The sequence below is a fragment of the Erythrobacter sp. SN6-5 genome (genome assembly GCF_057364945.1).
Map to the genome: position 1 here is coordinate 478,558 of NZ_CP200282.1, position 24,306 is coordinate 502,863.

Below are 24,306 nucleotides of genomic sequence, written 5' to 3' on the forward strand. Positions count from 1 at the left end.
TCTTTAGGTGAAGTAACTCTCACCCATAGCGTCCAGCAACACGGCTGCACGAAGCTCCGCAATACCCATGCCCTTCTCGCTGCTGGTGATATGCAGTTCAGGAAAGGCAGCCACATGTTTGCGCGCCTCAGCGGAAACCGCCTCTGCCGTTTTGGCTAGCTCGCTGGCTTTGATCTTATCCGCCTTGGTCAGCACCACGCGATAGCCGACGGCTGCCTCGTCGAGCATGGTCATCATTTCGCGGTCAACATCTTTCAGGCCATGGCGGCAGTCGACGAGCACAAGATTGCGAGCAAGAACGGGCCGTCCACGCAAATATTGACGGACAAGCTTCTTCCACGTCTCGACCACTTTGGGCGGCGCCTTGGCAAAGCCATAGCCCGGCATGTCGACGAGCCGGAACTGGGTCGGCTCACCCACCTCGAAAACATTTAGCTCCTGCGTCCGGCCCGGCGTAACCGAAGTGCGCGCGATTGAGCGACGCCCGGTTAGCGCATTCAAAAGCGAGCTCTTGCCGACATTGGAACGCCCGCAAAAGGCGATTTCCGGCACCGTCGGCTCGGGCAGGAATTTGAGCTGGGGCGCGGACAACAGGAAGTCGACCCGCCCGGAGAAGAGCTTGGAAGCGGCGCGCTCACGAAATTTCTGCGCCCGCTCCTCTTGCTCTTGCTGCTCTTTTTCTGGGGTCACGCCTCGCCCTTTGACTGGTCCTCAAGCGCTTTGCTGCGCTCCTTCTCGGCCTTTTCCTTCTCCGCAGCAGCGCGCAATTGCGGGTGCTTCGAATAGAGGTAGCTTTGCTGAGCCAGCGTGAGGATGTTCGACGTTACCCAGTAAAGCAGCAGACCGGCCGCAAACGGCGCCATCACGAACATCAAAATCCACGGCATGAAGTTAAAGATTTGCTGCTGCATCGGGTCCATTGCCGATGGGTTCAGCTTAAACGTGAGCCACATGGTCACACCAAGCAGCACAGCGAGCACGCCAATACCCAGGAAACCGGTCACTTCGAATGGCAGAAGGCCGAACAGGTTGAGGATTGTCCAGGGATCTGGTGCGGACAGATCCTTAATCCAGAAATCAACGAGCGGCTCGTGCCGCATTTCAATCGCCAGGATCAGAACCTTGTAGAGCGCAAAGAAGATCGGAATCTGAATCAGCAGCGGCAAACAACCGGCGAGCGGATTGACCTTCTCATCCTTGTACAGCTTCATAATCTCTTGCTGCTGCTTCTGCTTGTCGTCCTTATAACGGTCCTGGATCGCCTTCATCTTAGGCTGAACCGCCTTCATCGCGGCCATGCTGGCGAACTGCTTTTGCGCGATCGGGAATAGCAATCCGCGAATGATCACAGTGAGCAGGACAATCGCGACACCGAAATTGCCAACGAAATCGAACAGAGTCTTGAGCAGCAGCAGGAGCGGTTTCTCAAGGAACCAGAACCAACCCCATGAAATCGCCAGACCGAAGTCATCGATCCCGCTCTCCTCATATGAATCCAGCACCGCACTCTCTTTGGCACCCACGAACAGCTGCGTTGTTTGCTCAATGGATTGCCCGGCAGGCAGGGTGACAGCATCATAGATCAGATCGCTGCGGTAAATCTCTCCGCCTAGTGCACGGAAGTTGGTTTCGAAGTTTCCCTCGCCCGGGACAAGTGCGGAAAGCCAGTAGCGATCTGTAAAGCCAAGCCAATTGGCTTTCCCCTCAGGGGTGTAGCTGGGGACCTCGTCGAGGTCATCATACGCGTATTCTTCGTCGATCGTGCCGCCAAACACACCGACTGGGCCCGCATGGACAATAAATTCGTCTGCCGAGGCATTGGCGCTCGTGCGGTTGATCAGCGAGAATGGCTGAACCACCGCCGCAGCTTCGCCAGCATTGGATACGGTTTGCACCGCCTCCAGCATGTAGTTGTCATCAATCGAAAGCTTGATCGAATAGGTCAGTCCATCGGCGGCCGTGTGTGTTAGCGTGACCGGCGTATCTACGGTCAGCCTCTCCGCGTCGGCAGTCCAGACGACATCCGGGCCCAGCCGCTCAGCATTAGCGAGAAAGCCAAACTCAGCAAAATACTGGTTGTCGGTGCGATCCGGTGCGAACAGCCGCACTGGGCCGCTGTCATCGTCAATCGTCTGGCGATGATCCTTTAGGACAATGTCATCAATCCGCGCGCCAACAAGGTTGATTGAACCAGCCAGGCGCGGCGCATCAATCGCCACCCGTAGCGGGTTTTCCAAGGCTGCATCCAGATCAACTGGCCCCGCCGCAGGCGTCACGCCGCTGGGCAAGTCCGCTGCAACGACGCTGGTTCCCGGGACATCGCCCGCGCTCGCAGCCGCCGCTGGGTCAACCTCTTCGGTCGACGCCGTGATCGCGGCATCCGGATAGAACTGGCGCATGGCCACATCCCAACCGAGAATAAGCAGACCTGAAAGCGCTACGGCCAGCAACAAATTACGCTGATTGTCCAAGAGTAAATCCTGTTTGTGTGTTTGCCCGATTTGGCAGCAGGCGTGTTATATAGGTATGACAGTCAAAAATGCGAACTCAAGGGACGGGATCATATCCATGCCCGCCCCACGGATGGCAGCGCATTAGCCGCTTCGTCGCCAGCCATCCACCCTTGATCGCGCCATATTTCCCCAAGGCTTGGATCGCATATTGCGAACACGACGGCGCATAACGGCATGTCGGCGGCAAAATCCGGCTTGGCCCCCATTGCCACAACTTGGCGATAAAGATCAGAACGTGCTTCATGACGGAGTCGAACCACAGATCTTCTGGCTGGGAATTTGGCGCTTGCCGCGCCGCGGCCTGCGTCCACGGGCCGGATCGCCCTTCCCCGCCTTGGCGCGCTCCAGTGCATGCTCAAGCTCTTGACCCAGCGCGTCAAAGTCGCGCTCCACGCCGCCTGCTCGGCCAATCAGCACATGATCATGATCCGGCAGGCCAAACTGAGGCAAAGCCGCGCGCAGTATTTCGCGGAACCGGCGCTTCATTCGGTTGCGAACCACGGCATTGCCGATCTTTTTGGTGACGGTAATGCCATAGCGCTGACCCAAACCGCCATTGGGACGGGTGAGCAAGACAAATCCGGGCCGCGCCACACGCAAACCGCGATTCGCCGCCAAAAAGTCAGACCGCTTTGTAAGAACTTGAGCCATTAAGGTGCTGCTATACGCAGAACGGGCCCCCAATGGGAGCCCGCAGCATACGACGTCTCAGTCGTTAGCAAAAACTGCGCGTCCCAGCAGGGACGCCGACAGTCTAATTTACGCGCAAAGGGTCTTGCGGCCACGCTTGCGGCGAGCGCGCAGAACCTTGCGGCCACCTGGCGTTGCTTTGCGAGCGAAGAAACCGTGGCGGCGGGCGCGCACGAGATTGCTTGGTTGGAATGTCCGCTTCATATCGTCCTCGAAATCAGTGTGCTCAGCAATATGCTAATCTTTATTGCCGCGCGAATAAAAAGGGCCGCCTGCTGGCGACCGCATTACGAGCGCGCAATTATGGGAAAGCGTACCCTGAGTCAAGCATTGCGAGCTCAACATGAGCGATATCGTTGAATGCCAGTTTGATGGTCGGCATCATGATAAAGTTCAGATCAATCTGACGCTGGCGCTCAACCTTTGGAGCACGTGCAGGACGCTCGGGGCGCAGCCACGTGCGCATTTCGTCCGCGCCGAGCCATTTGGCGCTTTGATGCGGCACAGAATTGGTCATTGCGTAAAAGTCGCGCGCGCGCACATCGCTCATACCCATCTCAGTGTAGTAGTCGAGATAGAGACGGTTTTCCGGCGCGTCCGGAGCAAAGTCTTGTGGTTGACGACCATGGTTGTCGAGCCAGGAATGCACCGCAAACTCGGCGCCGTCTTCCATAGTGCGGGTCTTGCCCGCCAGGAACAGCTCAACCGCGCCAGAGCGCACAGAGCCGCCGTCGGGAACATGGGTGGAGATGCCAGCGGCGCGAATGGCGCGGCCCACGGCAAGGTTGGCAATGTCATCGCTGGTGCCCGGAGCCTCGATCATTTCAAGGTGCTTAAGACCTGGAAAATCGCGCAACATCGCGTTGAAGTATTGCGGGCTCATCCGGTTGGTTGATCCAACCACAGCGGCACGGCTCTCATCAAGAACTTGGAACGGACCATATTGCGCCAATGCCGCTTTCGCTGGCCGCGCAGCAGCCGGCTGCGGCGCAGCATAGCGGGCCGTCATCGCGTCGGCTTGCGGTTCCACATAAGTGTATTCGGTAATAACTGCGCTGCTGCCTGCCGAAACCGACTGGAAACTAGCGGGCGCAGCGGCTGAAGACTGCAGACGCACCCAGCGCTGAGCCGCAGGGTCCCATTCTTCCACCCAACGTTCCACCGCGACTGACCGCGATGCTGCAAATTCTTGCGCAGCGGCAACACTTGGCAATGCAAGTAAGCTGAAAATAGCGATGAGCAGGCGAGTAACATGTTGCATCCCTAATCTTTAGAATCGACATATTTTAGGAATGGCGAAGTTTTATGCTTGCCAAGACGTTTAGGAATTGCACCTATGCAATCGAATAGTGCGAATGAATGAGTTTTGGGTGGCTATCGCACTATAGTTATTAGGGGGTTACTCTTTGGTCGCGCTGGTCAAAACGGTCGCTTATCTCGGGCTCGAGGCGCGCGGCGTAGAGGTGCAATGCCAAGTCGCGTCCGGCTTGCCGCGCTTCACCGTGGTCGGATTGCCAGATAAAGCCGTCAGCGAAAGCCGAGAGCGAGTGCAGGCCGCACTGGCTGCGATGGGTCTAGCCCTGCCCCCGAAGCGGATCACCATAAATCTGTCTCCCGCCGATCTGCCAAAGGACGGCTCGCACTATGATTTGCCAATTGCGCTCGCGCTGCTCGCGGCGATGGGCGTGACCGATGCAGAGCAATTGGGGGACTGGCTGGCCGTTGGAGAGCTCTCACTTGACGGCCGAATTGTCGCCACGCCGGGCGCATTGCTGGCCGCACTGCATGCGAGTGAAAATGAAATCGGTTTAATCTGCCCGGCAGAGCAAGGCCCCGAGGCAAAATGGGCCAGCGGAATACCGGTATTGGCGGCTAAGGATCTGGTCAGCCTGCTCAATCATCTCAAAGGCACGCAGACCCTGGCAGAGCCAGAGCGGGGTGCGATAGAGGAAAAGCCGATTGGCGCAGACCTGAAACAAGTTAAGGGTCAAGAAACCGCCAAGCGCGCGCTCGAGATCGCCGCCAGCGGCGGGCACAATATGCTGATGATGGGGCCGCCGGGATCGGGCAAGAGCCTGCTCGCATCCTGCCTACCCGGCATTTTACCAGAACTTACACCGAGCGAGGCGCTCGGCATTATGTAGCATCCGCACCAAGATAGTGACTGATACCACCACAGACAATGCGCTATGTATCGCAGGCAATGACAGACTATATGATAAACGGCCTTGTAAAGCGCAGGGCAGAGCTAGCAGGCGAGATAGCCAGCACACACGAGGCGCTGTGCAATCTGGTCAAAGACCTTGCCGCCATCGATGATGCGCTGCGAGTGGTCGCGCCAGACATGCAGGTTGAAGCTATCCGGCCCAAGATGTTCCGCCCGCCAGAGGATTGGGCCTCACGCGGTCAAATGAGCCGTCTGGTGCTGACCATCCTGCGCCAATCGCATGATAAGCTAACCACCCGCGAGATAGCCGCCCAGATGATCCTAGAGCGCGCTCTGGACGTGGAAGACCAGAAGTTGCTCAACCTTATGACACGGCGTGTAGGCGCTGCCCTGCGGCACCAGCGCGACAAGGGGCGTGTGGTGCACAGCGAGGGGCCGGGGAACTATTTGCTTTGGAGTGTGGTGGGGTAGTTGGTCGTTAGACTAAATGACAATTCCACAGTGTCACGTTGCCGCTTGCATCATCGATTGAATAAGAAATTACAAATGGCGGGAGGCGTGCGAGACTTGGGCTTTCGTAAATCCAAATGCCGTCAAGTCTGGGATGGGGCACGCCTATCATGCGCGGATCACGCTTGGCCATATCCTCGAAATTTTGCAGGATTTCTAAGACGCCAAGCTGATCAAGATTGCCCAGACGCTGCCAATATGCGGCTTCGAAAATCTGAGAGTTTCGACATACCCATGGGGTTTCCTGTCGATCTCTCAGTTTCAATTTCGTCTATTCCTTTTTCTACCGCCTCGAATGCCTCTGGCGAAGGCTCCGTCGACAGAAGTAACGTAGCAGAATGATAGGGAATTTCCCCCCCATCTCTGCCATATCCCAAGGCATACTGTGACTGTATTCGCTGATGCTACGAGCAGTATGCTTACGGCAAACAAAATCGATTATATCGTCAAGAAAATTCGACTCAGTTTCATTGAGGACGTTCTCGGGTTTCGCCACAAGAGCGTGATATTCCTTTTTCAAGAAACCGTGATAGTTGACTTGATCGACCCTTATGTCACCAGCAGTAGTCATATCGCGTAACTGCGCGAGTAGCTGGTCTGCCATAGGGCCGTTCGGGCGCTTTCTGTAAGTTGCCCCGACCACAACCTGCCGCAAATGGGCATACATCAGCATATCAAGGAAATATAAAACCTTGTGGAGTTTCACGGCCCCAAGATCAGCAGGGTCACAAGCATGACAGACGTGCAGGATAACTGCACGCATCTTGTCCCGATTAAATTGAACCTGAGCCATAGAATTATATTGACACAAGTTGACGGCGAGGTCAATAAATAAGCTATTGATTAATAATGTTAAAATATGACTCCTAAATCAATGAGTTATGCAGCCCTCTGCCAGTACCCAGTCCAATCCCGGCTCTGGCGGCTAGACATAGCCGCCCCCGTCAGCGTCATCGCCTGTGACCCGTTATCAATCCGGCGGTTGTCTTCACGCCATGCCGCTTCACCAGCATATGCCTTGAGATAACGGCCTGCGATATGGTGGTGCGTCCCGACTTCCATCCGGCGCAGGCGTGAGAAGTAGCTTTCGGCTTGGTTGGTGCAAACGCCCTTGTCCATGAATTGGACGCTGTGATTGACGCGGTGGGCATCCCAGCCAGAGTGCAGAGCGTCCCAGCCCGTGCCCTCATCGGCATGGATCGTGGCGAGCGTTCCAACATGATCGCGAACGAACGGAACTGCATCGCCTTCATTGGCGACCACGAACGGCAATGACCGGCCACGGCGCTCACGCATGATGACCACACATTTGCGCTTGCCTGAGCGGTTCATTTTGAGGCGCAGGTCTTTGCGGTCGGCTTTCTTGTTTGCAGGCTTCACATAGCCGCCAAAATAGCCGCCATCGATCTCGACAACGCCGTTGAGCTTGGTTTCTGCGAACTCACGTTGCATCGCCTCGCGCAGCTTATGAAACAGCACGAATGCGGTCTTGTATTGCACGTCCAGATCGCGGCTCGCTTGTAGGGCAGACATGCCTTTAGCGCCGTTCACGAACAGCACGATTGCCGCGAGCAGATCGGTGAATGACAGCTTGCGCGAGGCAAAGATCGTTCCGCTGGTAACGCTGAACTGGTGATAGCAGGCCGAGCATTTGTATTTGCGGCGGCTCTTGAGGAAATAGTTATCAGCACAGCCGCAGCGCGGGCAGATCGCCTCACCATCGGTTTCAGGCCAACGCATCTCACAGAACAATCCGTAAGCAGCATCCTCGCCCATGCGAAAGACCTTCGCCAGTGAGAGGGTCCGAGCTTTAGCGGAGAGGAGAAAGTGTTGTGCCATTGTCATTGTTTCCAGTATGTATGCACTTTATATAGTGGCATTACGCACTGTTGTCAACGACAAATGTATCGCCTATGATGACATGCAGCATCATAGGAGTGAACATGCCGGTTCAAGACAAAGAATGGGAAGACAAGGTAAAGGGAATGCTCAAGGCGGAATTGAGCCGCCGTGGGATCACGTACGCACAACTAGTCGGTAAGCTCGCTGACATAGGCGTTATGGACTCTGAGCCGAATATCAGGAACAAGATCAGCCGGGGTAAATTTACAGCGGTGTTTCTTGTTCAATGTCTGACAGCAATCGGGGTTACAGACTTGCGCTTATAGGTGCCCTAGCCGCTTTGGTCTTCGTTTCATTGGGGGCCGGGGCTTTCTTTGGCTCGCTATACGCTCCCAATAAAAACTACTATCAAACAGAAGCTGCCAGCGGCAGTCAGACAAACCCAAGCCACTCCCCAAAGAATGGTTTGGCCGACGCTTCTGGCATCCCCGGCATTGTCGAGCGCTCGATAGCCAACCCAAAGCCCAAGGCATCCCAAGAACGCGAACAGCGCGATCTCGCCGCCCAAGAGTCCATGGCGACGTTCGCTTTTTGGATGTTCTGTGCGGTAATTCTTCAAACTGCGCTGGCTGGAGGTGCTTTGATCGCGCTTGTTAGGGATTTGCGTCAAAATCGTCGCAGCGTTGATGCTTACGTCCAAGCGGAAAGTTCCATGCTTGCGGGTGGAATTGAACTGGTCGGAGATGAGGGCCTTTGCATTGTTTACCGCAATATCGGGCGAAGCCCTGCCTTTGTCGCCATGTGCGATGTGGCTTTCGATCCCGGAGAGGGTAAAGTGATCTCCGCCCCGATGACGAACGTGAGTCATCCTCAAGGTATAGCTGTGGAGCCGGGAAAGACCTATAAATCCAGCCCCATCCGCCTTCCTGACAAGGTTTTGGTGAATGTAGTGTCTGCTGTACTGTTTAGGGACAATGTCCTCGGCTACCAAGTCAGCACAGTCACCATATCTCTTGAACGCCTCACTGGCGCTATAACCCCCATCTTCGGCTTCGACTTCAGCGAATGGAAGGAATGGGGCGATAAACTGAATCGCAGCCGCCAAAAATAATTTCAGAAACATCGAAGCGTACTCCTTATTGGAGCGGCATCGTTTGCAGTGCACCTGCCCTCATGTGTGAAGGCAACCGTCATCGGTTTGGTGCGTCTGCTACATAATGCCGGAGGCGCTGGAGGTGTCGATGGTGCAATCGGTCGCCGGATTGCTCGACAGCGGACGGATCAGCCGGTCACGGCCCTTCCGCGCACCGCATCACTCAGCCAGCATGGCCGCCTTGACCGGAGGCGGCCTGAAAGTCCGCCCTGGCGAGGTCAGCCTGGCGCATCTCGGCGTGCTGTTCCTCGACGAACTGCCGGAATTTCAACGTCCAGTGCTCGATTCCCTCAGACAGCCGCTGGAGACGGGCCATGTCGACGTCGCCCGCGCCAATGCGCACGTTACCTTTCCGGCCAGAGTGCAATTGATAGCCGCCATGAACCCCTGCCGCTGCGGCCATGCCGGCGAACCGGGCCATGTTTGCGCGCGCGGGCCGCGCTGCGCCACCGAATACCAAGCGCGCATCAGCGGCCCCTTGCTGGACCGGATCGACCTGCATGTTGAAGTGGTCGCGGTCAGCGCAATGGATATGGCCCTGCCGCCAGCGAGCGAAGGCAGTGAAGCCGTGGCGCAAAGAGTCGTAGCAGCTCGCCGGGTTCAGGAGGGACGCGGCGTTCGCTCCAATGCGGAACTCGATGGCGAGAAGCTGGAACATTATGCCTCGCCCGATGATCACGGTCGGCAATTGCTGATGCAGGCGGCGGAGAAGCTGCGCCTGTCAGCGCGCGGATATACCAGAATGCTCCGGGTCGCGCGGACAATCGCTGATCTCTCAGGAGCGGAGACTGTTGGACGTGCGCATATCGCCGAGGCGCTTAGCTATCGCCACCAACCCGCGCGCATGTAGAAAACAGGCAAGCCTCAGGATTAACCCGCCGCGCGCTTGGCGGCGGCCAGATCAACCACATCGCCGCGCGTAAGATCGCCCTCTGCCGACGCGATAGAACCATCGGAGCGTTTGCCGAGGTTTTCGCGCGCAACCAGCCACAGGTCTTCATGCGTCAAAATGCGTCCGTCATGAGCGAGGATTGACACCGGACCAATCGGCAGGCGGTCCTGCTCATCGACAAGCACGGGGCTTTCCTCCACCTCGACACCGTATTTCTGGCCCCATTGGCGAAGCGCAAGCATCGCAGGGAGCAAATCGAAGCCTTTGGGCGTCAGCCGGTATTCAATCTTGCGGCGGTCATCGGCGCATGGCTCTCTTTTCAGGATCCCATGTTCGACCAGTTTCGCCAGCCTGTTGGACAGAATATTGCGCGCAATGCCGAGTTCACTGAGGAACTCCTCGAAATGGTGCAGCCCGTTAAAGCTCGCCCGCAGAATCATAAATGACCAGCGTTCGCCCATAACTTCAAGTGCTTGCGGTAAGCCGCACTCGGTTAGTTCACGCAATGGCTCGCGGATATCGCCCATAATTCAGTCCTCTCCCTGAAACCTTTTTAGCGCGATTTTCAGATGACGCAAAAAGATTTCAGTTTTTAGTTGCAACTCAAAACCTAATCGCTTAGGTAGTGATTCGCAACTGGTTCTGAATTGCAACTGATTTAACGCCTCAAACAAGGAATGAACGATGACCTTCTCCCTTTCACGTTTCAGCCGCCTATCGGTTTTCGCAATGGCATTAGTTTACACTGGCCTGACATTCGGTGTGGCAACGGCGCCCGCGATGGCGAAAAGCGGCCCTTACTACACCGTAACTCTTGCTCAGCCCGCAGATGACAGCCGCACTGTCGCATCCGGCGTCGCTTGGTCATGCAAAGGTACCACGTGTGTCGCGAACAAAGGTCCTTCACGCCCACTTCGCATCTGCCGCGGCCTCTCACGTGAATTCGGTGAGATCGTGAGTTTTACCGCCAAGGGTGAAGAGCTGGCAGCAGACAAGCTGGCCAAGTGCAACGGCAAGTAAGTCGACCTAAAAGACCTCCTCTCGTCCGAAGCTCTCCAACTCGGACGATGAATGATGGCCCTCGGCGCTTCCCCAACCGGCGCCGGGGGTCTTTTATTGTAGGCCCTGTTGACCAACTCCATCGGGTCACGGCGATACAAGAAACGGCCAACTAGAGGAGTGAGGACGACGGACATGCTGTTGCATATTCAAGGACGAACGACGCTTAGCTGGCCGTTTCTTGTATCGCCCCATTAGGGGTTTGACCAAAATTCACCCTCACTGCGTTGCAATCACTTGAAAGTGCGCCGCACTTCCCGCGTGATCGCGCCTTGTGAAAGGCGAATTTTGCTTCAAACCGTGATCCCGAGGGAGTTGGTCAACAGGGCCTAGCCTGCCAAGAAGCCAGAGGAGCGCAATTGCGCTTCTAGATTTTGCGCATCGGTGAACAAATGCGCCGACCAACCGCGAGCCTGTGCCGCCTCAATATTCGCAGCATTATCATCGGTGAAGAACAGCTCTTGAGGCCCAAGACCACTTCGCTCCTCGACAAGCTCGTAAATGCGCGGATCAGGCTTTGCGACCTTCTCTGTGCCTGACACGATGATATCTTCAAACAGGTCAAAGATCGGATGTTCGGGGCGGAACATGTTCCAGAATTCATGCCCAAAATTGGTCAAGCAATACAGCGGCACGCCATCGGCATGCAGTCGCTTGACGATATCGTGCGTCCCCTCGACGGGGCCGGGCACGGTCTCGTTAAAACGTGTGGTGTAGGCATTGAGATGCGTCTCATATTTTGGGAACATTGCAATGCGTTCGGGAACCATGTCACCCAGCGGGCAACCGCGATCATGCTGGAAATGCCACTCTTCGGTCACGACATTGGCGAGGAACCAGTCGAGCTCTTCAGGGTCCTCGATCAGCTTTTCGAAAAGAGCCCGAAGCTGCCAGTGGAACAGCACGCGCCCCACATCAAACACGACCGCAGCCGGTGACTTACTCATTGGGAATGCTCCAAATACGGCAACGGCCCGCTCTCCATTGCGGAGGCGGGCCGGTGCGGTTGCTCAATTGCCTCTTGGACAATTGGCCATAACAGGACTGATTAGCCCTGACGCGCCTTGAAACGGCGATTGGTCTTGTTGATCACATAAGTGCGGCCGCGACGACGAATCACTCGGCAATCGCGGTGGCGGTTTTTCAGCGACTTCAGGCTGTTGCGGATTTTCATTGTCTGTCTTCCAAAAGGTAAGCGCGCCGGAGATAGCCCCGACGCGCGGAATTTGTTGAGCGGCCATTAGCGCCAGAGACCGCCAAGGTCAAGCAATCTAGGCCGTAAATTCATACGCCATACGACCTAGCGCAGATCTGACAGCTTTCGCTCCCACGCCAGCGCATGGGTGATAATCGTGTCGAGGTCAGCGTGCTTGGGCTGCCACGGCAAAGTGGACTGAATCCGCTTTGGGTCAGAGACGAGCGAATCGGGATCGCCAGCGCGGCGCCCTTGAAGCACGCGGTTAATCGGGCGATTCGTCACGCGATCAACCGCGTCCAGCACCTCAAGAACCGAGAAACCGCGGCCATATCCGCAGTTCATCGTGAGGGAGCGTTTGGGCTGCTCAATAAGTGCCTCAAGCGCCAGCACATGCGCCGCCGCCAGATCGCTGACATGGATATAATCGCGCACCCCCGTGCCATCGGTGGTGTCATAATCCGTGCCAAACACGCTCACCGATTCGCGTTTGCCCAGCGCTGCCTCAACCGCGACCTTGATAAGATGCGTTGCCCCAGCGGTTGATTGCCCACTGCGCGCCTCAGGATCAGCGCCCGCGACATTGAAATAGCGCAGCGCGCAGTAGTTGAGATCATGCGCCGCCGATACGTCCCCCAGCATTTGCTCGGTCATCAGTTTTGACCAGCCATAGGGATTGATCGGATTGCGCGGCGTGTCCTCGGTCACAGGCGATGTTTCTGGTACCCCGTAGGTCGCGGCGGTAGACGAGAAAATGAAATGCGGCACGCCTGCCTTGGTCGCAGCCTCAATCAACGCCCGGCTCTTCGCGGTGTTGTTATGATAATATTTCAACGGATTTTCGACGCTCTCAGGAACGATTATCGAACCCGCAAAATGCATGATCGCGCCCGTTCCCTGCTCGGCAAATATGCGCGCCAGCAACTCCCCATCCTCAATGTCGCCCTCGTAAAGCGGAACCCCATCGGGAATCGCAAAACGAAAGCCGGTTGTGAGATTGTCGATCACCGCAACTGGCCAGCCTGCATCTTTAAGCGCAAGCACCGCATGGCTGCCAATGTAACCGGCACCGCCTGTTACTAAAACTGGGACTTTAGAAAATTCGGTCATAGGAAGGTCTTAGCAAGCTACATGTGCAAAAGCGTAGATGGCTCATCGAAAGAAACGCAGTTTTGCACAATCGCGCCAATGGGTCCAAACAGTGCGCCGCTGAAACGGGATTACGCGATCAAACGTCGCACATATTTAAAGGAGGTCGACATGGCTCAATCCATTAGGAAACAAGCAGCAATGCTCATCGCATTGGTTGCCACCACCGCACTAGGCGCCTGCGCCACCGTTCCGCCGCCCAGCCCTGTTTCGGTAACTCGGTTCCATCAGCAAGACACGCTTGGCCAAATTGGCCAGGGCATTGTGTTTGTCGAAAGCGCGCCTGACGAGAGCAATGCAGACCTTGAACTCGCTCCATATAAGGCCGCGGTGGCAGCAGAGCTGATGGCGCTTGGCTACCGCGAGGGACCGCGCAACGAAGCAAACGCTATCGCCAGCATTTCGCTCGAACGTTTTGAAGCGCAGAGCGAGCGCCAAGACGGCGGGCCCGTTAGTGTCGGGGTCGGAGGCCGGACTGGATCGTTTGGCTCCGGCGTTGGACTAGGGATTGGGATCAATCTGGGCGGCGGCAGCAACCGCGCACGTATCGGCACTGAGCTGGCTGTCACATTGCGGCCCGCCAGCGCCCGAACATCATCTCCAGGTAACCTGTGGGAAGGGCGCGCTCAAATCGAAGTGTCGCAGGACACACCTGAAGATCAGGCAGCCTCAAGCGCACCAATTTTAGCAAAAGCCTTGTTTCGTGATTTCCCAGGGGGCAATGGCGACACCGTAACGATTGAATTGCAAGATATTGAGACGAGTGAGTGACAAAAATAGTGAATGACATTGCCATTGATGCCGAGTTTGACAGCGGCAATATCCAAGTTCTCTCCGTCTCCGGAAACACCGCCAAACTGGCCCTGCGCAAGGACCACATGTCGGAGTTTGCTCAGTGGTTCCATTTCCGGGTCACTTGCGCAGCCGACGAAGAGCTAACGCTGAAGATCACTGACCTTAATGATAGCGCGTTTACAGGCGGCTGGCCTGATTATAACGCCTGCGTGTCCGAGGATCGCGAATTCTGGGCGCGCGCGGCCAGCAGCTTTGACAAAAGCGAGGCCAATGGCACGCTAACCATCAGCTATGTCCCGTCTGGTAATATCGCTTGGTTCGCCTATTTCGCGCCCTACTCCATGGAACGGCATCATGACCTAGTATCAGAGGCCGCCGCTAGCGAAGGTGTAGACCTCCTACGCCTTGGCACCACTCTAGATGGCCAACCGATCGATTGCCTTGAAATGGGCGAAGGTGAACGTTCCGTCTGGCTCTATGCGCGCCAGCATCCCGGTGAAACACAGGCAGAATGGTGGATGGAGGGCGTACTGGAATGTCTGACCGATCCGACTGATCCGGTCGCGCGGGCATTGCGCCGCAAATGCCGCCTACACATTGTGCCCAATTGCAATCCGGATGGATCACGCCGCGGCCATCTGCGCACGAATGCAGTTGGCGTCAATTTGAACCGCGAATGGAACGAGCCGAGCGCCGAGAAATCGCCCGAGGTCCTCGCGATCCGCAATCATATGGACGCGACCGGCGTCGACTTTGCAATTGACGCACACGGCGATGAGGCGATCCCCGCCGTGTTTCTGGCAGGCTTTGAAGGCATTCCATCCTGGACCGACGAGCAAGGCGAGGAGTTCTACCGCTATCAACGCATTTTGGACCGGCGAACGCCAGACTTTCAAACAAAGCTCGGCTATCCAAAAGCCCCCGCTGGCAAGGCCAATCTCGGGATCAGCACCAATTTGGTTGCGGAACGTTTCGGCTGCACCGCCATGACTTTGGAAATGCCCTATAAGGATTTGGCCGATGCGCCAGAGCCAGAGCAAGGGTGGTCACCAGAGCGCTGTAAGCTGCTCGCCCGAGACTGCCTAGCTGCACTGCTAGAATGGTTGGATGAGCCGCAATAGGATTTTACATCCGGTTCAGTCTGCTCGCAGCCCGCGATGTGCTACTATCAAGCATATTGCATAAAAAGGGGATGAGACAATGGCCGCAAATTTGAACTGGAATCGCCGCGACATTCTGCTTGGAACAGGGGCGCTCGGCATTGCGGCAATGCTCCCTGCCCCTGCATATGCCCAAGGGCTAAGTCTGACCTCATTGCTGGGCAAGGCCAGCGACAGCGCTCTCGACCAGCTCGCGCAGCCCGGTGCCTTTTACGGCGATGAGGCCATTCGCATTGGCCTGCCCATCATCGGCAAGAAGCGCGGCGGACTGCTCGGCTCAATCCTGGGTGCAGGGCGAAAGCTCGGGATTCTTGATGGTGTCACTCGCCGGATCAATGATGCTGCCGGCATCGCGGCAGGCGAAGCCAAGCCAATCTTTCGCGATGCAATTGGCGATCTCTCGATCACCGATGCGCCAGGCATCATTTCGAAAGGTGATGGCGGCACACGCTATCTGCGCAGCAGCGCAAATGACACGCTGCAAGGCAAGCTCTCTCCGCTGGTCGACAGCGCGCTGGAAGAGCTGGGCGTTTATGGTGAGTTTGAAAAGCTATCGAGCCAGCACCGCTTTATCAGCGCGGCCGGGCTCAATCGTGAACGGATCAACAGCAGCGTGACCGATCAGGGACTCGACGGAATCTTCTCTTACATCGGCAACGAAGAGCGCGCTTTCCGCAAAAACCCGCTTGGTGATGTTGGCAAGGCCTTGGGTGACATTTTCGGCAATTAGGGCCCTGATCCTAAGCCAGATGTGTAGGCCCAAATGCGTGCGGGAGCAGCTGTGAGAGGGCGACGCGACGGATCTCATCCGCGCCGACGCACAAAATCTCCGGGTCGGTCCCGCCCAATTGCGCGAGCTCATTCAGCACCTGACGGCACCGCCCGCACGGCGTGATTGGCAGCCCGTCATCGCTATTATGCGGCCCAGTAACAGCCGCCGCTATCAGCCCGCCGCGCCTAGGCCATCAGCCATCGCCTTGGACACTGCGATCGTCTCCGCACACAGCGCGAGACCGTAGCTTGCATTCTCAACATTGGTACCGGTCACGACCGTCCCGTCGTCAAACAACAGCGCAGCCCCAACTGAATAATTGGAATATGGCGAGTAGGAATGCTCAGCCGCTTCGCGCGCAGCAGCCACCAGTTCGCCGACATTCAATTCTGGATGACCACCCATTCTATCGGCTCCTTTGCCGCTTCACTGACCAATTGGCTGTTAGCGCTCCATAGCAGCCAAGGCCGCCCGGCATAGGCCGGTTTTGCGCGGTCACGCTCCAGCCAAAGGTCGCGCTCAATATTGCCAGCCACCGAATGGCGTTCTTCAAACTCGCGGCTGATTTTTAGCACCACTGGCTTGCCCGCATGCATTTCGATCTGATTGATTAAAGTCATCAACTCACTTTCGACCGCTGCATCGCTGATCGCGTCTTCGCAGGTGTCAGCCACCATTGATAAGGCAATCGCTGGCGGCAGCAGGTCGGCGCTGCGCGGAACCATGCGAGTAAAGCGGGCCGATTGCGGGTCTGCACGTTGACACGGGTTGAACACATGCAGCATTCCGACCTTCATCCCGCTGCGCTCGGCCGCACTTAAGTGCTTCGCAAACTCAGGATCAGGCCGCGCAATCGGATCGCCCAAATCAAGATAGACGAATTGTCCGCCCAGCGCCTTGAGCGTTTCAAACCGGACGTTCTTTGCTCCACTGGCGACCACTGCGCCCTGCTCTGGAAAGACCGCCTCATCAGGCCGCCAACTGCGCATGTCCCACCAAAACCAAGCAGCATAGACGATCGCCAGCAACGCGAAGCTGGAAGCTGCGTACACCAGCAAGCGCCCACGGCGAGGTTTCCCCGTGCGCGCGGGGCGTTGCCGTTTGGCCTTGGTCTTGGAACGACTGCTTACCACGTCTTGTGCCCTGCCCTGCCTTCAGCCTTTGATATGCAAAACGCAGATCAGCGTGAACAATCGCCGGGCCGTGGCGAAATCGGTTTCCACTTTGCCTTCCAAGCGTTCAAGCAAGAGTTCTGCAGCATCATTATGAATACCGCGCCGCGCCATATCGATCGTCTCAATCTCTGACGGCGTCGCCTTGCGAATGGCCTGATAATAGCTATCGCAAATGGCAAAATATTCTCTAATCGGACGGCGAAAGCGCGCCAGGCCAATCACCAGACTTTCAAGCAGCGTTTCGTCTGTATCGCTGATATCCATCGCGAGCTTAGCCATCACGCACCGACAATTGCAACCGGTAAGGCCCATCTGAACCGCGCTCTGCACTGCGCAATGGCTTAAAGCTGTTTTCCTCGATCAGGTCATAAATCGCGACGCGCCGCTCCTGCTCAACATCTGCATTGCGCCAGAGGATCGTCTCCTCATCCAGCGCAACATGCGTGATGCGATAATTGCCCGATTGGCTCGCAGAAGATTCGCTTGGCGTGACCATTACAAGCATCGCCTTCGCAGATCGTATCGGGACAGTTCAAGCACTTCGATCAACCATCCCCGCTATCCACAGCCAAGTGAGGCGAATTTGCCGCCATTTGCCCTTGCGCCATTTCCCATCCGCTGCGCAAGAGACGCGCATGGCCGAACCTGAAATTCTTCTCCCCATCGATTCTCAAACCGACAATGCTCGCAAGCTGCCTTCTAACCTTGAGGCGGAAGCGGCGTTTCTGGGTGCAGTACTGATCGACAACCGGGTGATTGAGGAATTGCAGACGCCATTGCGCCCAGATCATTTCTTCGAGCCTTTGCACGACCGGATATACACTCGCATCCTCACTTTGATTGAGCGCAATGCGACCGCCAGCCCGGTCACACTGCGCCCGTATTTTGAGAGTGATGAGGCGCTGAAAGAGCTGGGCGGCACGAGCTATTTGGCTCAGCTGACCGCGAACGGCGCAGGCCTGCTCGCCCCGCGCGAATTGGCTCAGCAAATCTACGATCTCGCTCTGCTGCGGGAGCTTGTCAGCGTGGGCCGAGGCCTTGTGGAAGGCGCGCTGGATACCAGTGAAGAAGTCGATCCGATGGACCGGATTTCCCAAGCGGAAGCCGACTTGTTCAAAGTTGCCGAGGGCGCGGCGACGGGGAGCGAAGCCTCGACCTTCCGCGACGCGGCCCTCACCGCGATCAAGATGGCCGAGGCCGCGATGAATTCAGGCGGCGGGCTATCGGGAAAGACGACGGGCCTGGACTCGATTGATCGCAAGACATCGGGCCTGCACGCATCCGACCTTATCATCCTCGCTGGACGCCCGGGCATGGGCAAGACATCGCTTGCCACCAATATCGCCTTCAATTGCGCCGAAGCCCATTTGAATTGGGAGCAGGACGGCGGCGAGTTCAACTATGGCGCACCGGCGGCCTTCTTCAGCCTTGAGATGAGCGCCGACCAGCTCGCTACGCGTATCCTCGCCGAGCAAGCGGAGATCAGTTCTGAGGCTTTGCGCAGCGGTAAAATGAGTCGGGAGGACTTCCAGAAATTGTCCTTCGCCAGCCAGCGCCTTGCCGAACTGCCCCTCTACATTGACGACACGCCTGCTCTCACCATTGGGGCCTTGCGGACGCGCGCACGGCGGATGAAGCGGCGTCATGACATCGGCCTGATCGTAGTCGACTATTTGCAGCTGCTGCAAGGTTCGGGCCGCGCCAATGACAACCGGGTCAACGAAATCTCTGAGATCAGCCGCGGTCTAAAGACGCTCGCGAAGGAACTAAGTGTCCCAGTGATCGCGCTCTCGCAGCTCAGCCGTGCGGTTGAGCAGCGCGAAGACAAACGCCCGATGCTCTCTGACTTGCGCGAATCGGGCTCGATTGAGCAAGATGCCGACATGGTCTGGTTCGTCTATCGCGACGATTATTATCTGGAGGCTACCAGGCCCGATTTCCCGACCGAGGCGAGCACTCCAGAAGCGGTTGAGAAATACCGCGCCTGGGAAGAATCTTACGAGCAGGTCAAGAACAAGGCTGCGGTCAACGTTGCGAAGCAGCGTCACGGCTCGACCGGTATGGTCCCGCTGCATTTCCAAAGCGAGTTCACCAAGTTTACCTCGCCAAATCTGAAGGATTATTCGGATTACGGATACGAGTGATATTGAGGCGAAAGACCGACGTGGTTAGGAATTGAGCCTGCGTGCAGCCCAGGCATCCGCCAATCCGAAATAGAACCACAATCGCCAGCGCAGGCGCGTGAAGAAGGTGGCGTTTTCGCTGTACCACTCCGGCGTGATCGGCGTGCTCGCGCTCTCCAAGTGATCCATGAATTCACGCAAGCGCTCAGCCAGTGCTTCATCTTCCACCCGCACCATCAGCTCCAGATTGATCCGCACAGACGGGCGGTCCAAATTTGCGCTGCCAAAATAGCTGATCGCATCCACGACGAGCAGTTTCATGTGCAGTTTGCACGGGCGAAATTCGAAGATGCGAACGCCCGCTTTGAGAAAGCGATTGTACAGCAATCTCGCCGCTTCGATCGTCGCCATAATGTCCGACTTTCCCGCCGTAATCATTCGCACATCACCGTGCTTTGCGACGCGGGCCATTTGACGCCGAATGCTAAGCGGCGGAGAGAAATAGGCAGTCACGAAATCCAGCCTTGTGGCCTTCGCCAAGTCTTTCTTCAGCCGATACGCCCAATTCTGCGCACGCACGACCGGCCCGCCAAGTACGAGCTGCACCTGCTCGTCGCCGGGATCCCAATCTCGCACCATTTTGCGAATTCGGCGGAACTGTGCCCCTTCGCTTTCCACCCAGCTACAGATACTACCAAACCATTCGCCAAATCGGCCAACAACGGGGCCTTCAATTGCCACGCCAAGATCGCACCAGCCGTTCTTCTCTGGAGGGTCATAATAGTGGTCAGAGACGTTGGAGCCACCCGTCATCACCCGCGCGCCGTCGGCGATCGCGAATTTTTGATGGTTGCGAATAAGGTATCGCACACCCCAACGCGGAGAGAAGATGGAGAAACGTCCTCCGGCTCTTTCCAATGGTTCGAAGAAATCGGGCGGGGCATCGCTGCCAAAGGCATCCACGATCAGGTGAACCTTTACCCCGCGCTCAGCCGCCCTAACCATCGCATCGCGCACTTTTGTGCCTGAGGCATCATCTTGAAAGAGGTAATAAAAAACCTCCAGAGAGCGTTCCGCTTCGTCAATATGACCGAGCAAGGCGGCAAGTCTGTCTGAACCTCTGGGGTAGAACGTAAACATGTGGCCCTGAGCTTCCATCTGGAAACTATCTGAATCGCTGTAATCGCTCGTTGGCGTTTCGGCAGGATTGGGCGCAGGTTGCATAGGATCACCCTCTTAGTCCGCGAACCGCAGAAAGCTCGCATTTCTTGACTCAGACCGGCCCTGCGACTAACTGCAGCGCTCATTTTTCCGAAAAATCTAATTTAAGAGGCCAGTATGGCACGCGTTACCGTTGAAGATTGCGTAGACAAGGTTCCAAACCGTTTTGATCTGGTGCTGCTCGCAGCTCAGCGTGCGCGCGAAATCTCTGGCGGTGCGGAACTGACCCTCGACCGCGACCGTGATAAGAATCCGGTTGTGGCCCTGCGCGAAGTCGCCGAGCAGACGATCAAACCGAAGGAATTGAAAGAAGCGCTGGTTACCGGACTTCAAAAAATCCTTCCTGATGATGAAGATGATGCCGATGAAATCGGTTCGCTGAGCCAATCTGCGGAAGCCCTGCGGATTACCGCTTCGGCTCCGACACGCTCAACGTCGATCGGTTCAGACTACGACGGCAGCTAAGACTGCTGACACATTCACGCGCGCTTTTGTGCGCAGTTTACGAAAGAGGCTGCCGGTTGGCGGCCTTTTTTGTGCCTATCTGATCGCTTCTCCTCAAAATGATTGAAATACGGCAACCTCAGGTCTTTCGCCTTCGTCTTCATGCTGCCTATAAGGCAGCAGGTGGATTGAGGGGGCTATGAGCGACATAACCGAAGGCGTTGGCGCCGCGATTGAAGGGAGCATGGCCAGCCGCGCTGTCGAACCGGCACACGGCGAGAACGCTGCACTGAACGCAAACGGCGACGCCGTAACCACCTGCAAGAATTGCGGGTCCGAGGTGACCGGCGAGCATTGCTCTGCCTGCGGCCAGAAACGGCACATCCACAGCAGCCTAGCCGCAATCGCTCACGATCTTATCCACGGTGTCCTTCACCTGGATGGAAAGCTGTGGCGCACATTGCCAATGCTGGTGTTTAAGCCCGGCCAATTGACCCGCCGCTATATCGACGGGGAACGCGCGAAGTTCGTCAGCCCAATGGCGATGTTCCTCTTCACCGTCTTTCTGATGTTCGCAGTGTTCCAAATCGCTGGGATTAGCACACCAACCACCCTGCCAGAGAGCACCAACGTCTATATCTCTTTGGATGAAGCGCAAGAGCAAGTGATAGCGGACCGCGATGCTGCGGCTGAAGCGCTTGAGAACATGCCCACAGGCTCGCCAGGACGATTGGCAGCGGAGATTGCACTCAGAGAGGCGGAAGAAGCCGTCAAAGGAATAAATACGGTCGATGAGATGATGCCAGATGCCGCTGGACCGAGCTCACTCAATGGCACCGGTATCGACGCATTTGACGAGGGGATCATCAAGAAGTGGAATGAAAACCCGGGACTGATGCTCTATAAGCTCCAGAACAACGCCTATAAATTCAGCTGGCTTTTGATCCCTTTATCGATCCCATTCGTATGGGTCCTGTTCTTTTGGAAACGTCGTTTCAAGGCCTATGACCATGCGATTTTTGTGACTTACTCGCTGGCATTTATGTCGATGCTGTTCATCATCGTCTCGATGCTGATTTTGGCCGGGGTAAGCGAAGGCTGGATCGTCTTGATCACGTTTCTCATCCCGCCAGTGCACATCTACCGCCAACTTAAGGGTGCCTATAATCTGTCACATTTCTCGGCCTTTTGGCGAACGAGTACATTGCTAAGTATGATCATGCTGCCGATCACGTTTGGTTTCGCATGGCTGCTGTTGATGATTGGAGCGTTCTGAGCGCGATAAAAAAGCGCCGCAGCGGCTAAACGCATGCTCTCCTGATAGAAAGGGGCGCCTGAGTTGCCCCAGACGTCCCAATTTACTTGCATGATTTAGATCGAGGTTATGCACCCTGCGGTGCGGCCCCGCCTTTGTCATCTTTCGATCCAAAGCGCTTGCCCGCTTTCGGGATCGCAGAGCCATGGGCCGGTTGAACCACCGCTGGGCCTTTCGGCTCATCAGGTCGGTCCATCTTACCCGTGTCGAGCAATTGCTTGATCTCATCGCCGGTCAGGGTCTCATATTCGAGCATGGCCTGCGCCAAGAGGTGCAATTGATCCTCATGTTTCTTGAGCAATTGGGTCGCGCGCTTATGCGCCCCATCGACCAGGCCCTTGATCTCAGCATCGATCAGCTTGTTCGTTTCTGCACCGCCCATTGTACGGGCAGTCTGGCCCATGCCCAGATAACCTTCCTGGCTCTGCTCATATTGCAGCGGGCCAAGCTTTTCCGACATGCCCCATTTGGTCACCATATTGCGGGCCAAGTCGGTCGCATATTGGATGTCAGACGAAGCGCCAGAGCTAACCTTGTCGTGACCAAAAATGATCTCTTCAGCCACACGTCCGCCCATGCTGACAGACAGGTTCGCGTGCATTTTGTCACGGTGGTAGGAATAGCTGTCCCGCTCTGGCAGGCGCATGACCATACCCAAAGCGCGGCCGCGCGGAATGATCGTCGCCTTGTGGATCGGATCGGATGCTTCCTCGTGAACGGAAACAATCGCGTGACCAGCCTCGTGATAGGCAGTCATCTTCTTCTCGTCTTCGGTCATGACCATGGAGCGGCGCTCCGCACCCATCATGACTTTGTCCTTCGCATCCTCAAACTCACGCATGGCGACCAAGCGTTTGTTCCGGCGCGCGGCCAGCAAGGCGGCCTCGTTCACCAGGTTAGCCAGATCAGCGCCAGAGAAGCCAGGCGTACCGCGAGCAATCGTGCGAGGGTTCACATCCGGTGCCAGCGGCACCTTTTTCATGTGAACGCCAAGGATCTTTTCCCGGCCATCAATATCAGGGATCGGAACCACAACCTGACGGTCGAAACGGCCAGGACGCAGCAGCGCTGGATCGAGGACATCAGGACGGTTGGTAGCCGCGATGATGATGATGCCTTCGTTCGCTTCAAAACCATCCATCTCAACCAAGAGCTGGTTGAGCGTCTGCTCACGCTCATCGTTGGAGTTACCCAGGCCATGGCCACGCGAGCGGCCAACCGCATCAATCTCGTCGATGAAGACGATACACGGAGCGTTCTTCTTCGCCTGCTCAAACATGTCGCGCACGCGGCTTGCGCCGACGCCAACGAACATCTCGACAAAGTCAGAGCCTGAAATCGTAAAGAACGGCACGCCCGCCTCGCCCGCAATCGCGCGGGCTAGCAAAGTCTTACCGGTACCAGGCGAACCGACCAACAATGCGCCCTTCGGGATTTGACCGCCAAGCTTGGAGAACCGCTGAGGATCTTTCAGAAATTCGACGATTTCCTCAAGCTCTTCGCGAGCCTCATCAATGCCTGCGACGTCATCAAATGTGACGCGCCCCTGGCGTTCAGTCAGCATTTTAGCCTTGGATTTCCCAAAGCCCATGGCGCCGCCGCCACCACCTTTTTGCACTTGGCGCAGCGCAAAGAATGCGATCCCGAGGATCAGAATAAACGGCAAGGCCTGGATCAAGATAACCCAGAGCACATTCATTTGCTCAGGGGCCTGTCCGGCATATTTCACTTCGTTATCGTCGAGCAATTGAGTGAGTTGATCGTCACTCGGCACCGGAACAGTCGAGAACGTCTCGTCATTGTTCTTAAGTTTGCCGGTGATCAGGTCAGGCGCAATCTGCACCTCTGAAACGCGCCCTTCAGCGACTGCTTCGCGGAATTCAGAATACCGCATCTGCTGGCCAGGCGCAGCATTGGAATTGCTGAACATCGATACCACGACGAGCAGCGCCATGAAGATGCCGCCCCAAATCATCAATTGTTTGACCCAAGGGTTTGGGTTTTCAGGTGGTGTTTGCTGCGGGTCGTTTTCGTCGCTCATGCGCTCAGATTCCTTGTTCTCACCCGATTATGTAGGTGAGCAGAGATGAATGGCAAGACATCCTTATACGTATCGGATCATGCGAAATTG

At 56.5% G+C, this 24,306-nt stretch carries 26 protein-coding genes and 4 pseudogenes; 12 read left to right on the top strand and 18 right to left on the bottom strand.

Annotated features, from left to right (window positions below):
• Positions 1 to 3: 3 nt before the first annotated feature.
• From yihA to AC0V6Z_RS02325, 6 genes are all read right to left on the bottom strand, one after another.
• Positions 4 to 690 carry a ribosome biogenesis GTP-binding protein YihA/YsxC gene (yihA, locus tag AC0V6Z_RS02300; RefSeq protein ID WP_472639802.1) on the bottom strand — a complete coding sequence of 229 codons (687 nt, stop codon included), beginning with the start codon at positions 688 to 690 and terminating at the stop codon, positions 4 to 6.
• Positions 687 to 2,471: a membrane protein insertase YidC gene (yidC, locus tag AC0V6Z_RS02305; RefSeq protein WP_472639803.1), complete on the bottom strand. Its 1,785-nt coding sequence runs from the start codon at positions 2,469 to 2,471 to the stop codon at positions 687 to 689. Before yidC ends, yihA begins: the two co-directional genes overlap by 4 nt.
• Positions 2,472 to 2,547: 76 nt before the next feature.
• Positions 2,548 to 2,757, bottom strand: coding sequence for a membrane protein insertion efficiency factor YidD (yidD, locus tag AC0V6Z_RS02310; RefSeq protein ID WP_472639804.1), 210 nt, complete (start codon positions 2,755 to 2,757; stop codon positions 2,548 to 2,550).
• Positions 2,754 to 3,164, bottom strand: a complete 411-nt coding sequence (rnpA, locus tag AC0V6Z_RS02315) for a ribonuclease P protein component (protein ID WP_472639805.1) — start codon at positions 3,162 to 3,164, stop codon at positions 2,754 to 2,756. The genes yidD and rnpA overlap by 4 nt, the downstream gene beginning before the upstream one ends.
• Positions 3,165 to 3,272: 108 nt before the next feature.
• Positions 3,273 to 3,407 carry a 50S ribosomal protein L34 gene (rpmH, locus tag AC0V6Z_RS02320; protein WP_119514694.1) on the bottom strand — a complete coding sequence of 45 codons (135 nt, stop codon included), beginning with the start codon at positions 3,405 to 3,407 and terminating at the stop codon, positions 3,273 to 3,275.
• Positions 3,408 to 3,504: 97 nt separating this feature from the next.
• Positions 3,505 to 4,464, bottom strand: a complete 960-nt coding sequence (locus AC0V6Z_RS02325; RefSeq protein ID WP_472639806.1) for an alpha/beta hydrolase — start codon at positions 4,462 to 4,464, stop codon at positions 3,505 to 3,507.
• A 145-nt stretch (positions 4,465 to 4,609) separates the two neighbouring features.
• Here AC0V6Z_RS02325 and AC0V6Z_RS02330 point away from each other — a divergent pair.
• Together AC0V6Z_RS02330 and AC0V6Z_RS02335 are read left to right on the top strand one after the other, a co-directional pair.
• Positions 4,610 to 5,341: pseudogene (locus AC0V6Z_RS02330) on the top strand (magnesium chelatase domain-containing protein); the annotation flags it as partial.
• Positions 5,342 to 5,418: 77 nt separating this feature from the next.
• Complete coding sequence (locus AC0V6Z_RS02335) at positions 5,419 to 5,841, top strand: hypothetical protein (protein WP_472639807.1); 423 nt, start codon at positions 5,419 to 5,421, stop codon at positions 5,839 to 5,841.
• Between the two features lie 7 nt (positions 5,842 to 5,848).
• Here the strand turns inward: AC0V6Z_RS02335 and AC0V6Z_RS02340 are convergent, their stop codons facing one another.
• The 3 genes from AC0V6Z_RS02340 to AC0V6Z_RS02350 form a co-directional block, all read right to left on the bottom strand.
• The gene (locus AC0V6Z_RS02340) at positions 5,849 to 6,145 is read right to left on the bottom strand and encodes a hypothetical protein (RefSeq protein ID WP_472639808.1); all 297 of its coding nucleotides are present in this window, start codon (positions 6,143 to 6,145) and stop codon (positions 5,849 to 5,851) included.
• An 18-nt stretch (positions 6,146 to 6,163) separates the two neighbouring features.
• The gene (locus tag AC0V6Z_RS02345) at positions 6,164 to 6,673 is read right to left on the bottom strand and encodes a Panacea domain-containing protein (RefSeq protein WP_472639809.1); all 510 of its coding nucleotides are present in this window, start codon (positions 6,671 to 6,673) and stop codon (positions 6,164 to 6,166) included.
• 86 nt (positions 6,674 to 6,759) lie between these two features.
• A complete protein-coding gene (locus AC0V6Z_RS02350; protein WP_472640823.1) occupies positions 6,760 to 7,719 on the bottom strand; it encodes an IS1595 family transposase in 960 nt (319 codons plus the stop codon).
• Positions 7,720 to 7,823: 104 nt separating this feature from the next.
• On the opposite strand from AC0V6Z_RS02350, the gene AC0V6Z_RS02355 reads away from it, so the two are divergent.
• The 3 genes and pseudogenes from AC0V6Z_RS02355 to AC0V6Z_RS02365 all read left to right on the top strand — a co-directional run.
• Positions 7,824 to 8,048: a DUF6471 domain-containing protein gene (locus AC0V6Z_RS02355; protein WP_486176427.1), complete on the top strand. Its 225-nt coding sequence runs from the start codon at positions 7,824 to 7,826 to the stop codon at positions 8,046 to 8,048.
• A gap of 14 nt (positions 8,049 to 8,062) precedes the next feature.
• Positions 8,063 to 8,833 carry a hypothetical protein gene (locus AC0V6Z_RS02360; RefSeq protein ID WP_486176428.1) on the top strand — a complete coding sequence of 257 codons (771 nt, stop codon included), beginning with the start codon at positions 8,063 to 8,065 and terminating at the stop codon, positions 8,831 to 8,833.
• 109 nt (positions 8,834 to 8,942) lie between these two features.
• Positions 8,943 to 9,725, top strand: a pseudogene (locus AC0V6Z_RS02365) (YifB family Mg chelatase-like AAA ATPase); the annotation flags it as partial.
• Between the two features lie 20 nt (positions 9,726 to 9,745).
• Here AC0V6Z_RS02365 and AC0V6Z_RS02370 read toward each other — a convergent pair.
• Positions 9,746 to 10,294 carry a winged helix-turn-helix transcriptional regulator gene (locus AC0V6Z_RS02370; protein WP_472639810.1) on the bottom strand — a complete coding sequence of 183 codons (549 nt, stop codon included), beginning with the start codon at positions 10,292 to 10,294 and terminating at the stop codon, positions 9,746 to 9,748.
• 157 nt (positions 10,295 to 10,451) lie between these two features.
• Between AC0V6Z_RS02370 and AC0V6Z_RS02375 the strand changes: the two genes are divergently transcribed.
• Positions 10,452 to 10,787, top strand: a complete 336-nt coding sequence (locus AC0V6Z_RS02375) for a DUF8200 family protein (protein ID WP_472639811.1) — start codon at positions 10,452 to 10,454, stop codon at positions 10,785 to 10,787.
• Positions 10,788 to 11,155: 368 nt separating this feature from the next.
• On the opposite strand, the gene AC0V6Z_RS02380 is transcribed toward AC0V6Z_RS02375, so the two are convergent.
• From AC0V6Z_RS02380 to galE, 3 genes are all read right to left on the bottom strand, one after another.
• Complete coding sequence (locus AC0V6Z_RS02380; protein ID WP_472639812.1) at positions 11,156 to 11,773, bottom strand: HAD family hydrolase; 618 nt, start codon at positions 11,771 to 11,773, stop codon at positions 11,156 to 11,158.
• A 101-nt stretch (positions 11,774 to 11,874) separates the two neighbouring features.
• Positions 11,875 to 12,000, bottom strand: a complete 126-nt coding sequence (gene ykgO / locus AC0V6Z_RS02385; protein WP_007165381.1) for a type B 50S ribosomal protein L36 — start codon at positions 11,998 to 12,000, stop codon at positions 11,875 to 11,877.
• A 126-nt stretch (positions 12,001 to 12,126) separates the two neighbouring features.
• Positions 12,127 to 13,131, bottom strand: coding sequence for a UDP-glucose 4-epimerase GalE (gene galE, locus AC0V6Z_RS02390; RefSeq protein WP_472639813.1), 1,005 nt, complete (start codon positions 13,129 to 13,131; stop codon positions 12,127 to 12,129).
• Between the two features lie 150 nt (positions 13,132 to 13,281).
• Between galE and AC0V6Z_RS02395 the strand changes: the two genes are divergently transcribed.
• The 3 genes from AC0V6Z_RS02395 (at position 13,282) to AC0V6Z_RS02405 (ending at position 15,855) form a co-directional block, all read left to right on the top strand.
• Positions 13,282 to 13,941 carry a DUF4136 domain-containing protein gene (locus tag AC0V6Z_RS02395; RefSeq protein ID WP_472639814.1) on the top strand — a complete coding sequence of 220 codons (660 nt, stop codon included), beginning with the start codon at positions 13,282 to 13,284 and terminating at the stop codon, positions 13,939 to 13,941.
• A gap of 8 nt (positions 13,942 to 13,949) precedes the next feature.
• On the top strand, positions 13,950 to 15,086 hold the full coding sequence (locus AC0V6Z_RS02400; protein WP_472640825.1) for a M14 family metallopeptidase: 1,137 nt from the start codon (positions 13,950 to 13,952) through the stop codon (positions 15,084 to 15,086).
• 79 nt (positions 15,087 to 15,165) lie between these two features.
• The gene (locus tag AC0V6Z_RS02405; RefSeq protein WP_472639815.1) at positions 15,166 to 15,855 is read left to right on the top strand and encodes a DUF4197 domain-containing protein; all 690 of its coding nucleotides are present in this window, start codon (positions 15,166 to 15,168) and stop codon (positions 15,853 to 15,855) included.
• Between the two features lie 10 nt (positions 15,856 to 15,865).
• On the opposite strand, the pseudogene AC0V6Z_RS02410 reads toward AC0V6Z_RS02405, so the two are convergent.
• From AC0V6Z_RS02410 to AC0V6Z_RS02420, 3 genes and pseudogenes are all read right to left on the bottom strand, one after another.
• Positions 15,866 to 16,302, bottom strand: a pseudogene (locus tag AC0V6Z_RS02410) (cytidine deaminase).
• A complete protein-coding gene (locus AC0V6Z_RS02415; RefSeq protein ID WP_472639816.1) occupies positions 16,281 to 16,949 on the bottom strand; it encodes a glycoside hydrolase family 25 protein in 669 nt (222 codons plus the stop codon). Before AC0V6Z_RS02415 ends, AC0V6Z_RS02410 begins: the two are co-directional and overlap by 22 nt.
• Before the next feature lie 102 nt (positions 16,950 to 17,051).
• Positions 17,052 to 17,568 (bottom strand): annotated as a pseudogene (locus tag AC0V6Z_RS02420) (UPF0262 family protein).
• Between the two features lie 139 nt (positions 17,569 to 17,707).
• Between AC0V6Z_RS02420 and AC0V6Z_RS02425 the strand changes: the two are divergent.
• Positions 17,708 to 19,216 carry a replicative DNA helicase gene (locus AC0V6Z_RS02425; RefSeq protein ID WP_472639817.1) on the top strand — a complete coding sequence of 503 codons (1,509 nt, stop codon included), beginning with the start codon at positions 17,708 to 17,710 and terminating at the stop codon, positions 19,214 to 19,216.
• A 24-nt stretch (positions 19,217 to 19,240) separates the two neighbouring features.
• Here the strand turns inward: AC0V6Z_RS02425 and AC0V6Z_RS02430 are convergent, their stop codons facing one another.
• Positions 19,241 to 20,419: a phospholipase D-like domain-containing protein gene (locus tag AC0V6Z_RS02430; protein ID WP_472639818.1), complete on the bottom strand. Its 1,179-nt coding sequence runs from the start codon at positions 20,417 to 20,419 to the stop codon at positions 19,241 to 19,243.
• Between the two features lie 114 nt (positions 20,420 to 20,533).
• On the opposite strand from AC0V6Z_RS02430, the gene rpoZ reads away from it, so the two are divergent.
• Positions 20,534 to 20,881 carry a DNA-directed RNA polymerase subunit omega gene (gene rpoZ, locus AC0V6Z_RS02435; RefSeq protein WP_472639819.1) on the top strand — a complete coding sequence of 116 codons (348 nt, stop codon included), beginning with the start codon at positions 20,534 to 20,536 and terminating at the stop codon, positions 20,879 to 20,881.
• A 178-nt stretch (positions 20,882 to 21,059) separates the two neighbouring features.
• Positions 21,060 to 22,136 carry a DUF3667 domain-containing protein gene (locus AC0V6Z_RS02440; RefSeq protein WP_472639820.1) on the top strand — a complete coding sequence of 359 codons (1,077 nt, stop codon included), beginning with the start codon at positions 21,060 to 21,062 and terminating at the stop codon, positions 22,134 to 22,136.
• Between the two features lie 106 nt (positions 22,137 to 22,242).
• On the opposite strand, the gene ftsH is transcribed toward AC0V6Z_RS02440, so the two are convergent.
• A complete protein-coding gene (ftsH, locus tag AC0V6Z_RS02445) occupies positions 22,243 to 24,216 on the bottom strand; it encodes an ATP-dependent zinc metalloprotease FtsH (protein ID WP_472639821.1) in 1,974 nt (657 codons plus the stop codon).
• Positions 24,217 to 24,306 lie beyond the last annotated feature (90 nt).